This is a genomic window from Pseudomonas sp. IT-P218, assembly GCF_949767605.1.
In the GTDB taxonomy this organism is placed as follows: Bacteria; Pseudomonadota; Gammaproteobacteria; order Pseudomonadales; family Pseudomonadaceae; genus Aquipseudomonas; species Aquipseudomonas putida_AE.
The window spans coordinates 29,710-41,966 of sequence record NZ_CATKQQ010000077.1; the positions used below are offsets into that span (position 1 = coordinate 29,710).

Sequence of the window (12,257 nt, forward strand, 5' to 3'; positions counted from 1 at the left end):
AGGGAAAATGTTCGAACTCGTAGACAACATCCCCGCAAGCCCGGTGATTAAAGTTATCGGTGTTGGCGGTGGCGGCGGCAACGCCGTGAATCACATGGTCAAGAGCAACATTGAAGGCGTTGAGTTCATCTGCGCCAACACTGATGCCCAGGCGCTCAAGAGCATTGGCGCGCGGACCATCCTGCAACTGGGTACCGGCGTGACCAAAGGTCTGGGTGCCGGCGCCAACCCTGAAGTAGGTCGTCAGGCCGCTCTCGAAGATCGTGAGCGCATTGCCGAAGTCCTGCAGGGCACCAACATGGTGTTCATCACCACGGGCATGGGCGGTGGTACCGGTACCGGTGCTGCGCCAATCATTGCCGAAGTGGCCAAGGAAATGGGGATCCTCACCGTTGCGGTGGTGACCCGTCCGTTCCCGTTCGAAGGTCGCAAGCGCATGCAGATCGCCGATGAAGGCATCCGCCTGCTGTCGGAAAGCGTCGACTCGTTGATCACCATTCCCAACGAGAAGCTGCTGACCATCCTCGGTAAGGACGCCAGCCTGCTGTCGGCATTTGCCAAGGCTGACGATGTTCTGGCCGGTGCCGTTCGCGGTATCTCCGACATCATCAAGCGTCCGGGCATGATCAACGTCGACTTTGCCGACGTGCGTACCGTGATGAGCGAAATGGGCATGGCGATGATGGGCACTGGCTGCGCCAGCGGTCCGAACCGTGCACGCGAGGCCACCGAAGCGGCCATTCGCAACCCGTTGCTCGAAGACGTGAACCTGCAAGGTGCACGCGGCATCCTGGTGAACATCACCGCCGGTCCTGACCTGTCCCTGGGTGAGTACTCCGACGTGGGTAGCATCATCGAAGCCTTCGCTTCCGAGCACGCCATGGTCAAGGTCGGTACCGTTATCGATCCGGACATGCGCGACGAGCTGCACGTGACTGTCGTTGCGACCGGTTTGGGCGCTAAAATCGAGAAGCCGGTGAAGATCATCGACAATACCGTGCACACGTCGATGGCTTCCCAGCCGCAACAACAGGCCCCTGTTCGTCAGGAAGCTCCAGCGGTGAACTACCGTGACCTGGACCGTCCGACCGTCATGCGCAACCAGGCCCAGGCCGGTGCTGCGACTGCCGCGAAGATGAATCCGCAAGATGATCTGGACTACCTGGACATCCCGGCCTTCCTGCGTCGTCAGGCCGATTGATGAAATGTATCAGGGCTATGAAGTTGATTGGTGTTCAGCAAAGGCATGGTCTGCTATCATCGCCAGCCTTTGTTGATACCAGTTCGCAATTTGCGCTGAAGCGGCCCAAGCCATGATTAAACAACGCACACTGAAAAATATTATCCGTGCCACAGGTGTAGGTCTGCACTCCGGGGAGAAGGTATACCTGACCCTCAAGCCTGCGCCGATCGACACCGGCATTGTGTTTTGTCGTGCCGACCTCGATCCTGTGGTGCAGATCCCTGCACGCGCGGAAAACGTTGGCGAAACCACCATGTCGACCACGCTGGTCAACGGTGACGTCAAAGTGGACACGGTGGAGCACTTGCTCTCGGCCATGGCTGGCCTGGGCATCGATAACGCCTACGTCGAGCTCTCCGCGTCCGAAGTGCCAATCATGGATGGTAGCGCTGGACCTTTCGTATTCCTGATTCAGTCGGCTGGCCTGGAAGAACAGGACGCCGCGAAGAAGTTCATCCGCATCCTGCGCGAAGTGACTGTGGAAGACGGCGACAAGCGCGCCACTTTCGTCCCTTTCGAAGGTTTCAAGGTGAGCTTCGAGATCGATTTCGATCACCCGGTTTTCCGTGACCGCACACAAAGTGCAAGCGTGGATTTTTCCAGCACTTCGTTCGTAAAAGAAGTCAGCCGCGCCCGTACCTTTGGTTTCATGAGTGACATCGAGTACCTGCGCAAGCACAACCTCGCACTCGGCGGCAGCGTTGAAAACGCCATTGTGGTCGACGCTGATGGTGTACTGAACGAAGACGGCCTTCGCTATGAAGACGAGTTCGTGAAGCACAAGATCCTCGATGCAATTGGTGACCTCTACCTGCTGGGCAATAGCCTGATTGGCGAGTTCAAGGGCTTCAAGTCCGGCCACGCACTGAACAACCAGCTGCTGCGCAAGTTGATTGAGCAGACAGATGCCTGGGAAGTCGTGACGTTCGAAGATGCCAGCACCGCACCGATCTCTTACATGCGCCCTGTTGCGGCCGTGTAAGTAAAAAACCTCTCTAGTTTTTTAAGGGCTGCCTTCGGGCGGCCTTTTTTTATGTCTGTCGATCTTGCTCGCCGCTCGCTACAACGCCACCACCCGATTGCGTCCCGTCTCCTTGGCCTGGTACAGCGCCTTGTCCGCGGCAAACATCAGCACCTCCAGGTTGATGTCGCTGCAGGCGTTCCAGGTGCTGATGCCAATGCTCACGGTCATCGGCGAGTCGGCGCCGTCGATCAATGGAAGCTGTTCGACGGCCTCTCGAATGTGCTCGGCGATCAGTTGCGCGCCCGCCATGTCGGTTTCCGCCAGGACCACCGAAAACTCCTCGCCACCGTAGCGCGCGACCAGGTCGGTCGGCCGCCGCACGTGGCTGCGCAACACCTGGGCCACTGTGCGCAAGGCCTCGTCACCGGCTTGATGGCCATGGCGGTCGTTGAAGGCCTTGAAGTGATCGGCGTCGATCATCAGTAACGACAATGGCTTGCCGGAACGTTGGGCGCGAAACCATTCATGGCGCAACGTCTGGTCCAGCGTCCGGCGGTTGGCCAGGCCGGTCAGCGCGTCGGTGGCGGCCAGTTGCGCCAGTTCCAGTTCGGCATGGTGGCGCAGGCGCAGTTCGCGGCAGAGCAGCCAGGTCAGCCACAGCAGGCACGCACACAGGGCAATGGTCGCCAGGCTGACCACCAACGCCGTGCGTTGCCACGAATCGAACACTTCTGCGCCCGACAGCGCCACGATGACAATCAGCGGCAGATTGCCCACCTGGGAAAAAGTGTAGAGCCGCTGGTCTTGATAACGACTGGAGACACTGCTGAAGCTGCCGTTGCCTTCCTTGACGATGCGCTGGAAGTTGGGACGGGTGCTGAAGTCGGTGCCGGTCAGGTCTTCGCCCAGGCGAGGGACCTGGGCCAACAGGATTCCATCCTTGTTGATCAGGCTGATCGAGCTGTCGGGACCGATGTTCAGGCTGTTGAAAAGCTGTTCGAAGTAGCTCAGGCGCATGGCCGCCTCGGCGACGCCAAGGAACTCGCCTTGAGCGCCACTGATCCGGCGACTGAAGCTGATGCGCCATTCGTTGTTGGCCATCCGGGAGCGAAAAGGCCGGCTGATGAACATGCCCGGGTCGCTGTTGTTCACGTGGGACTGAAAATACTCGCGGTCGGCAAAGTTGCCTGCCCTGGGTTCTCGTGAAGCCGAGTCGGCGAGCACGTTACCCTCCCGATCGAGCAACAGAATGTCACCCTTGTAGGGGGCCGCAGTGGCGCGATCGAACAAAGCCAGATGACGGATCTGCGGGGAGACCTGCATGAGGTCTTCACGTCGTGAGGCTGCGATCAAGCCGAGTAGGGACACGTCGTAGAGCTCGACGTTGCGCAGGACGTCGGCTTCGATCAATTGCACGATGTTGGAGGCGGAGCGGCTGGCTGACAGTTCGGCATTGGCGCGTTCACGCACCAGCAGAAACGCGACAATGCTGAGGATGGCAAGCACCAGCAACACGCTGCCGAGCATCACCAGCCGCTCGGATTGCCTGGATCGGGTTGTTGGGTGAGTTGTCGCGCGCTCGCTCATGGTTCTGGCTTCTGCTGTCTAGACGTCGGGGACATTCTTTGACAAGAATCGGGCAGCGTCCCGGACACCCGGATAAAAAAAAGGCCAGCAAAACCTGCCGGCCTTTTTGTTTATAGAAGCTTAGAAGACATTGAGCGGGTAGTCGAAAATCACCCGGTACTCGTCGGTGTCCTGGTCCAGTGCCCCATAGCCGTTGCCGCCGCGGTTGGTTGCCCATTGCAGACGCAGTGCCAGGTTCCTGGCCTGGCCGGCCTGGACCACATACTTGAGTTCGACGTCGCGCTCCCAGTGCCGGGCATTCTTGCCGTCGGCGCTGTACCACGCGCTATACCCGGGGCTGTCGGGATCGACCTTGGTCAGGTCCAGTTCGCCTCGGGACCAGGACAGCGCCGAAGTCAGACCCGGCAGGCCGAGTCCGACAAAGTCATAGGCGTACTTGAGTTTCCATGAGCGTTCGTTCGGGCCGTTGAAGTCCGAGTATTGCTGGGAGTTGTCGAGGAAGACGCTGTCGCCCTGGCTGATGTAGTCGAACGGCGTATTGCCGTTGACCCGCTGGTAAGCGGCAGTGACGCTGTGATTGCCGACGCCCACAGTGAAATGCAGGCTGTAGGTGTTGTTGTCGATGCGGCCGAGCAGCGCATCGCCGGTGTCTTGCGTGTGATAGAAGTGCAGGCCCGGGTTGAGGCTGACAACCTCGTTGAGCGCATAGGTGTAATCGAGGTCGTAGTAGTACTGGTTCCAGATGTCCTTGAGCTCGGCGGCATACAGGCTGCTGGTCAGGCCTGGCAAACCGCTCCAGGCCACGCCGGCCCAATTGAGATGCTGGCTCTCGTCACCCTCCGGCAGGCTGCCATAGGAAGTGCCGATGCGGATGTGGCCGCTTTGGTTATAGGGTTTGGTGAAGCTCGCCTGACCCCCTTCGATCAACCAGCCATCAAGGCTGTGGTTGCTCAGGCTGACGCCGCGAAAGGTCTGGGGCAGCATGCGGGTTTCACCGCCGGCAATCACCGGGTTGGTGAGGAACAGGTCGCCGGCCTTCAATTCGGTATCGAAGGCGCGCATTTTCAAGGTGCCGCCTGCGGTGGAAAACGAGCGCGGTGCTTTGCCGTTGCCATCGCCGACCGGCAGGATGCTCGAATTGTCCGTGCCGCCGCCACCGTCGAGCTTGAGCCCGAGCATGGCATGGGCATCGATGCCGAACCCGACCGTGCCTTCGGTGAAGCCAGACTCGAAGATGCCGAGAAAACCCTGGCCCCATTCAATGTTGTCGTCTGCCTGCTGCAGGCGGTTGCGGTTCATGTAGTAGTTGCGTGCGTTGAGTGTGAGGCTGGCGTCTTCGGTGAAACCTTGGGCAGCATCGGCAGCGTGAGTATTAGTGGCCATCGTTGCAGCGACTGCAACGAACAGCGCAGGGGAACTGAGTGGGAAACGCACGGGGGGTAAAGCTCCTGGGTCAGCGGGGGAACATCATTGTTCTTGCGGTTACAGCGGTTTTTTTGGGCGGGGAGAACGCAGCGGGTTGTAAAACCACAACGAAAAAAAGCCGCTGATGGCAGCGGCTTTGAAGACAACTTTTCATTGGGAAGAGCCGATGGAAAGTGTCGAGGGAAACTGGAGCGATGCGCGCAAATCAGCTGTCTTTTTCAGCCTGCTTGGCCTGAATGCTCGACGCTTGCGGGGCTTGGGTGGCCTCCTGGGCTTTGGCGGTCATCTCAATCTGGTGCTCTTCGTAAGCGGCGGCTCGGGCGGCATTTTGCGCGACGAAGGCCTGCGACTCTTCGGCCATGGCGAACGGAGACAGGAACAGAGAAGACAGAACGAAAGCGCTGGCAATACCCATACTGTTGGACATCTTTTAAACCTTCTTGCTTGGCAAGTGCTGTTTGGTGCGGGCAAAGATAAGGGGCTTGGGAGAAAGGAAAAAGAGCGGATTCATGAAAGGACTGTTACGCAAAGAGCAAAGATCGCTCGTGGCTGTACCCGATTCACTGTAGGAGCCGGCTTGCTGGCGATGGCGATCCCACCGACGCCATCGCCAGCAAGCCGGCTCCTACAGATCGGTGTCACAGCACAAATCCAACACACCCCGCAAATCCTCTGTCATGCCAGAATCCATTGCGGCCGTCAGACCGGCAAATGCATACCAAAGGTATTCATCCCATGGTCACTGCGCACGAACACATCCCCGCCATGCATCAGGGCAATCGCCTTGACGATGGCCAGCCCCAACCCGTGGTTGTTGCCGCTGTTGGCGCGTGAGGCATCGACCCGGTAGAAGCGCTCGAACAGGCGCGGCAGGTGCTCGCTGGAAATGGGTACGCCCGGGTTCGCCACGCCGATGCTGACCTGGTGCTCGCCGGCTTCGATCCGTACCTCGATGATTTGTCCGGGACTGGTGTGCTGCACGGCGTTGTTGAGCAGGTTGATCAAGGCCCGGCGCAGGTGGGCGATCTCGATTCGCACCAGGGCATCGCCGCTGACCTGAACCCGTACCTGGGCATCCTCGAGAATGAAATCCAGGTATTCCAGAGTCGTGGCCACTTCCTCCGCCAGCGAGGTGGACGTCAGTTTGGTGGCCTTGCTGCCTTGGTCGGCGCTGGCCAGGAACAGCATGTCGTTGATGATCGAGCGCAGTCGCTCGAGCTCTTCAAGGTTCGATTGCAGCACCTCGAAATAATGCTCTGCCGAGCGCCCGCGCGTCAGGGCGACCTGGGTCTGGCCGATCAGGTTGGTCAGCGGCGAGCGCAGTTCATGGGCGACATCGGCGTTGAACGATTCCAGTCGCGAGTAGGCCTGTTCGACCCGCTCCAGCGTCGAGTTGAACGAGTCGACGAACTGATTCAGTTCCGGAGGCAGCGATGACAGGCGCAAGCGGCCTGAGCGCAACGGCGGGGCCAGGCGTTGGGCTTCCTGGGACAGTTTGATCAACGGCTTGAGCCCGATCCGCGCCACCCAGTAGCCAAGCGCCGAGGCTATCAGCACACCAATCACCGCCAGGCTGACCAGGGCGATCAGCAACTGGTGCTGGGTATGGAAAAACGTTTCGGTATCGATGCCGATCATGAAGCGCAGGGGTGGACGCTGGTCCTTGGCCGGGAATTGGCTGACGAGCACTTTCAACGGGTAGGGGCGATCCGCCAGTTGCATGTCGCGCATGCCCAGCGGCCCTGCGGCAAAGGCACGGATGCTCGGTGTAGGATTGCCGTATTCGAAGTTCGGATCGCCGCTGATGATCCAGAAGCTGATGCGTTTGTCTTCTTCGCCGAGCAGCTTGAGCTTGTTGTTGATCTTCACCCAATGCTCGGGCGTGCCGTAGCGGCCGACAGTGGATTCGAGCACGCTGTAGCGCGCATCGAGTTCCGCTTCGGGCAGCAGGCCAAGGCCTTTGTCGACCTGTTGGTACAACGCCCAACCGATCAACAGGAACACCAGCAGCGCCACCAGGGTGAACATCCCGCTCAGGCGCAGGGCAATCGAATTACTGGACACCACGGCTCTCCAGCACATAACCCATGCCACGAATCGTGTGCAGCAGTTTCTCTTCGAACGGCCCGTCGAGCTTGGCCCGCAGGCGTTTGATCGCGACCTCGACGACATTGGCGTCGCTGTCGAAATTGATGTCCCAGACCATTTCGGCGATGGCGGTTTTCGAGAGGATTTCACCCTGGCGCCGGGCCAGCACACTGAGCAGCGAGAACTCCTTGGCGGTCAGATCCAGGCGCGTACCGGAGCGGGTGGCCTTGCGGCTGATCAGATCTATCCACAGGTCGGCGATGCTCACTTGCACCGGTTCGTGGCCACCGCTGCGTCGGGTCAGCGCCTGCAGGCGGGCCACCAGTTCGAGGAAGGAAAACGGTTTGCCCAGGTAATCGTCGGCACCGTCGCGCAGGCCCTTGATGCGGTCTTCGACCCGTTCGCGGGCGGTGAGCATGATCACCGGGGTCTGCTTGCGCGCGCGCAGGGCGCGCAACACACCGAATCCGTCCAGGCCCGGCAGCATGACGTCGAGGACGATCACCGCGTAGTCGCTTTCCAGCGCCAGGTGCAGGCCTTCCACGCCGTCGCGGGCCAGGTCCACGGTGTATCCCTGTTCCGTCAGGCCGCGGTGCAGATAATCCGCGGTTTTTTCTTCGTCTTCGATAATCAGGACGCGCATGACCCCGCCTCAGTCTGTGGTCGCCAACGCCGGTACCGGCGAAGCTGCTGGTGGGAGAGTTTGCCTATGAAATAAACGCTCCAGCCACAAGTATATGACCGGGGTGGTGAACAGCGTCAGTGCCTGGCTCACCAGCAGGCCGCCGACCACGGCGATCCCCAGGGGCTGGCGCAGTTCCGCGCCGGTGCCGTAGCCGAGCATCAGCGGCAGGGCGCCGAGCAGGGCGGCGAGGGTGGTCATGATGATCGGCCGGAACCGCGTGATACAGGCCTTGAAGATCGCCTCTTCCGGCGACAAACCACCGTTGCGCTGCGCTTCGAGGGCGAAGTCGATCATCAGGATGCCGTTTTTCTTGACGATGCCGATCAGCAGCACCAGCCCGATCAGCGCCATGATCGAAAAGTCCTGGCCGCAGATCCACAGCATGATCACCGCGCCCAGCCCGGCCGAGGGCAGTGTCGAGATGATGGTCAGTGGATGCACGAAGCTCTCGTAGAGCACGCCGAGAATGATGTAAACCGCCACCAGCGCCGCCAGAATCAACCATGGCTGGCTGGCCAGCGAACTCTGGAACGCCTGGGCCGCGCCCTGGAAATTACCGCTGATGGCGGTAGGCATGCCGATGTCTACCTTGGCCTGATTGAGCATGATCACCGCATCGCCCAACGCCACACCGGGTGCCAGGTTGAACGACAGGTTGGCGGCCGGGAACATGCCGTCATGGGCGATGGACAGCGGCCCCACCGTTGGCGCGTCGAATTTCGCCAGGGCCGACAGCGGCACCATTTCTCCACTCAGGGGCGAGCGCAGGTAGAAGTAGTTGAGGCTCTCGGCCTTGCCCCGTTGCCGGGTGTCCAGTTCCAGGATCACGTTGTACTGGTTGATCTGGGTCTGGAACTCGTTGATCTGGCGCTGGCCGAAGGCGTCGTACAGCGCTTCATCCACATCGCTGGCCGTCAGGCCAAAGCGTGCCGCGGCACTGCGGTCGATGGTGATATGGGTGATGCTGCCGCCCAGTTGCAGGTCGTTGGAAATGTCGCGGAAGGCCGGGTTGCCGCGCAGTTTTTCCGTCAGGCGCTGGGTCCAGGTGCTCAGGACAGCACCGTCGTTGCTCTTGAGCACGTACTGGTACTGGGCCCGGCTCGGGCCGGAGCTGAGGTTGATGTCTTGCCCGGCACGCAGGTACAGGACGATGCCCGGTACTTTCATCAATTGCGGGCGAATCCGGTCGATGAACTCGCTGGCTGACACATCACGGTCGCCGCGTTTTTTCAGGGCGATCCAGAAACGGCCGTTGGCGATGGTCTGGTTGCTGCCCGAGACGCCGACCGAGTGAGAGAATGCTTGAACCGCAGGATCGGCGGAGACGATTTCGGCCATCGCCAGGTGTTTTTTTACCATGTCGCCGTAGGAAATATCCGCAGCTGCTTCGGTGGTACCGAGAACGAAGCCTGTGTCCTGGATCGGGAAGAAGCCTTTAGGAATAAAGATGTATCCGGCGACCGCCAACACCAGCGACAGACCGAACACGCCAATCATCAATTTCTGGTGGGCGAGGGCACGGCGCAGGCCTTTTTCGTACCACGCCAGCAGGCGCTCGCCGAAGCCCGGTTTGTCGTGGGCGTGGTGCACGGGCGCGCGCATGAACAGCGCTGCCAAGGTGGGCGCCAACGTCAGGGACACCACCACCGAAATCATGATGGTCGAGGTGGCGGTCAGGGCGAACTCCTTGAACAGGCGTCCGACCACACCCCCCATGAACAGTAACGGAATGAACGCCGCCACCAGCGAGAAGCTGATCGACACCACGGTAAATCCGATCTCGCCGGCGCCCTTGATCGCCGCCTCGCGCATGCCGTCACCGGCCTCCAGATGGCGGTGGATGTTCTCCACCACCACGATCGCATCGTCCACCACAAAGCCCACGGCCACCACGATCGCCACCAGCGTCAGGTTGTTCAGGCTGAAACCCATGACGTACATCAGCGCAAAGCTGGCAATCAGCGACACACCGAGCACTGCCGACACGATCAGGGTGGCAGACAGTTGGCGCAGGAACAGCGCCATCACCGCCACCACCAGCAGCACGGCGATCATCAAGGTGATTTCCACCTCATGCAGCGAAGCGCGGATGGTCTGGGTGCGGTCGATCAGCACCTTGACCTGCACCGAGGCCGGCAACATCGCCTGCAACGCCGGCAGTGCGGCCTGAATACGATCCACGGTCTCGACGATGTTGGCGCCTGGCTGGCGGAAGATCACCAGGTTGACGCCAGGTTGCGAGCCCGCCCACGCCTGGACGTAGGCATCTTCCGAACCGTTGACGACTTTCGCCACATCCTTGAGGTGAACCGGTGCCCCGTCCTTGTAGGAAACGATCAACTGGCTGTATTCGTCGGGGTGGAACAGTTGATCGTTGGTCGAAAGCGTCGAGATGCTCGATTCGCCGTACAGCGCGCCTTTGGCCAGGTTGAGGCTGGTCTGCTGGATCGCCAGGCGAATGTCTGCCAGGGTCAGGCCGATGGCGGCGAGTTTGTCGGCGGACACCTGGACCCGGATCGCCGGGCGCTGCTGCCCGGTGATGGACACCTGGCCGACGCCGTCGACCTGACTGAGTTGGCGGGACAACAGGGTTTCCGTCAGGTCGCTGAGTTCAGGGCCAGGCATCAGCGACGAGTTGACGCTGAGGATCAGCACAGGGCTGTCGGCCGGGTTGACCTTGCGCCAGGTCGGCAGGTTCGGCATATCCTTGGGCAGTTTGCCTGCCGCGGTGTTGATGGCGGCCTGGACTTCCTGGGCCGCGGTGTCGATGCTTTTGTCGAGGGTGAATTGCAGGGTCAGGTTGGTCGAGCCCAGGGCGCTGCTCGAGGTCATTTGCGTCACGCCGGGAATGGCGCTGAACTGCACTTCAAGGGGCGTGGCCACGGATGACGCCATGGTTTCCGGGCTGGCACCAGGCAACTGGGCGGCCACCTGGATTGTCGGAAATTCCGCCTCCGGCAGCGGCGCGATAGGCAGGCGCGGAAACGCGATGACCCCCAGCAGCACCAGGGCAAATGTCAGCAGGATCGTGGCCACCGGGTGGTCGATGCACCAGGCGGATATCGAGCCGTGGCCTTTCATGGCGCCGCCTCCGATTGCACGACCTGCGGCGGCTCGGTCAGCACTTGCACGGTGGCGCCGGGCTTGAGCCGCGATTGACCGTCGCTGACCAGCACGTCACCCGGTTTCACCCCCTTGATGATGCTCTGGCCGCTGCCCTGGTAAACCATCTGCACGGGCACGGTTTCAACCTTGGTGCCGTTTACCCGGTAGACGAAGTGCTGATCGAGGCCACGCTGTACGACGGTGGGAGGTACCACCAGCGCATCCTTATCCAGCGCTGTCTGAATCTTTACCGTCACCAACAGGCCGGGCCAGAGTTTTTGTCCGGCGTTGCTGAATTCGGCCTTGGCGCGGATGGTGCCGGTATTGGCGTTGATCTGGTTGTCGATCAGGGTCAGGCGGCCTTCGCCCAGCAGGTTGCCGGTTTCGCCGTCGGTGTCGGCACCGATGTAGGCCTTGACCCTGGCCCGTTCCGGGTCGCTGATCAGGCCTTGCAGGGTCGGCAGCATTTGCTGCGGCAGGGAGAACTCCACGGCGATCGGGTCGATCTGGGTCACCGTAAACAGTCCTGAGGCGTCAGTCATGCGCAGGAAGTTGCCTTCGTCCACTGTGCGAATACCGACACGGCCACTGACCGGGGAGCGAATCTGCGTGTAGGACAACTGCACCTGGGCCGCGTCAATCGACGCCTGGTTGCCCTGGACGGTGGCCTTGAGCTGGTTGACCAACGCTTGTTGCTGGTCGTAGGTCTGTTTGGACACACCGTCGTCAACGCTCAATAGCTTGTAGCGCTTGAGGTTGACCTGGGCCACTTGCAGTTGCGCCTGGCTTTCGCCCAGTTGCGCCCTGGCCTGGTCCAGGCTGGCGCGGATCGATCGGTCGTCGATGGTGGCCAGCAGGTCGCCTTTGCTCACCACTTGGCCTTCCTTGACCAGGATCCTGGTGAGGATGCCGTCGATCTGCGGTCGGACCACCACGCTGTGCAGCGACAGCACCGAGCCGATGCCGGTGACGTAGCGCGGCACGTCTTTTTCCACCACGTTGACCGCGCGCACCGGGATGGCGGTCGGTGCGGCGACTTTAACCGTGGACGGTTTCATCAGGTACCACGCGCCCAGCGCCACCAGCACGATCAGAAAGGCTGCTAGAAGAACGGATTTTTTCTGGGTTCGCATGCGAGAGGGGCGCCGGGTCGGGAAATG

General features: G+C 60.9%; 9 protein-coding genes. 2 read left to right on the top strand and 7 right to left on the bottom strand.

Features of this window, described 5'->3' with window-relative positions; all coding sequences use genetic code 11:
- The first annotated feature begins 7 nt into the window (after positions 1–7).
- Positions 8–1,201, top strand: a complete 1,194-nt coding sequence (ftsZ, locus tag ACM6I6_RS26375; protein WP_046819017.1) for a cell division protein FtsZ — start codon at positions 8–10, stop codon at positions 1,199–1,201.
- Between the two features lie 112 nt (positions 1,202–1,313).
- The gene (gene lpxC, locus ACM6I6_RS26380; protein ID WP_008060300.1) at positions 1,314–2,225 is read left to right on the top strand and encodes a UDP-3-O-acyl-N-acetylglucosamine deacetylase; all 912 of its coding nucleotides are present in this window, start codon (positions 1,314–1,316) and stop codon (positions 2,223–2,225) included.
- Positions 2,226–2,303: 78 nt separating this feature from the next.
- On the opposite strand, the gene ACM6I6_RS26385 is transcribed toward lpxC, so the two are convergent.
- The 7 genes from ACM6I6_RS26385 to ACM6I6_RS26415 form a co-directional block, all read right to left on the bottom strand.
- Complete coding sequence (locus tag ACM6I6_RS26385) at positions 2,304–3,794, bottom strand: diguanylate cyclase (RefSeq protein WP_406592330.1); 1,491 nt, start codon at positions 3,792–3,794, stop codon at positions 2,304–2,306.
- A gap of 120 nt (positions 3,795–3,914) precedes the next feature.
- Entirely contained in the window at positions 3,915–5,177 is a 1,263-nt protein-coding gene (locus ACM6I6_RS26390) for an OprD family porin (RefSeq protein ID WP_414920979.1), read from the bottom strand.
- A 247-nt stretch (positions 5,178–5,424) separates the two neighbouring features.
- The gene (locus tag ACM6I6_RS26395) at positions 5,425–5,646 is read right to left on the bottom strand and encodes a hypothetical protein (protein ID WP_323627047.1); all 222 of its coding nucleotides are present in this window, start codon (positions 5,644–5,646) and stop codon (positions 5,425–5,427) included.
- Between the two features lie 272 nt (positions 5,647–5,918).
- Positions 5,919–7,283, bottom strand: coding sequence for a heavy metal sensor histidine kinase (locus tag ACM6I6_RS26400; RefSeq protein ID WP_414920917.1), 1,365 nt, complete (start codon positions 7,281–7,283; stop codon positions 5,919–5,921).
- The gene (locus ACM6I6_RS26405) at positions 7,273–7,950 is read right to left on the bottom strand and encodes a heavy metal response regulator transcription factor (RefSeq protein WP_414920918.1); all 678 of its coding nucleotides are present in this window, start codon (positions 7,948–7,950) and stop codon (positions 7,273–7,275) included. The genes ACM6I6_RS26400 and ACM6I6_RS26405 overlap by 11 nt, the downstream gene beginning before the upstream one ends.
- A 9-nt stretch (positions 7,951–7,959) precedes the next feature.
- Positions 7,960–11,073, bottom strand: coding sequence for a multidrug efflux RND transporter permease subunit (locus ACM6I6_RS26410; protein ID WP_323628752.1), 3,114 nt, complete (start codon positions 11,071–11,073; stop codon positions 7,960–7,962).
- Complete coding sequence (locus ACM6I6_RS26415) at positions 11,070–12,230, bottom strand: efflux RND transporter periplasmic adaptor subunit (RefSeq protein ID WP_414920919.1); 1,161 nt, start codon at positions 12,228–12,230, stop codon at positions 11,070–11,072. The genes ACM6I6_RS26410 and ACM6I6_RS26415 overlap by 4 nt, the downstream gene beginning before the upstream one ends.
- Positions 12,231–12,257: the final 27 nt, after the last annotated feature.

Coding starts and splice junctions, on each gene's coding strand:
- lpxC (WP_008060300.1), top strand. CDS start 1,314: ATGATTAAACAACGCACACTGAAAAATATTATCCGTGCCACAGGTGTA.
- ftsZ (WP_046819017.1), top strand. CDS start 8: ATGTTCGAACTCGTAGACAACATCCCCGCAAGCCCGGTGATTAAAGTT.
- ACM6I6_RS26395 (WP_323627047.1), bottom strand. CDS start 5,646: ATGTCCAACAGTATGGGTATTGCCAGCGCTTTCGTTCTGTCTTCTCTG.
- ACM6I6_RS26385 (WP_406592330.1), bottom strand. CDS start 3,794: ATGAGCGAGCGCGCGACAACTCACCCAACAACCCGATCCAGGCAATCC.
- ACM6I6_RS26410 (WP_323628752.1), bottom strand. CDS start 11,073: ATGAAAGGCCACGGCTCGATATCCGCCTGGTGCATCGACCACCCGGTG.
- ACM6I6_RS26405 (WP_414920918.1), bottom strand. CDS start 7,950: ATGCGCGTCCTGATTATCGAAGACGAAGAAAAAACCGCGGATTATCTG.
- ACM6I6_RS26390 (WP_414920979.1), bottom strand. CDS start 5,177: ATGGCCACTAATACTCACGCTGCCGATGCTGCCCAAGGTTTCACCGAA.
- ACM6I6_RS26415 (WP_414920919.1), bottom strand. CDS start 12,230: ATGCGAACCCAGAAAAAATCCGTTCTTCTAGCAGCCTTTCTGATCGTG.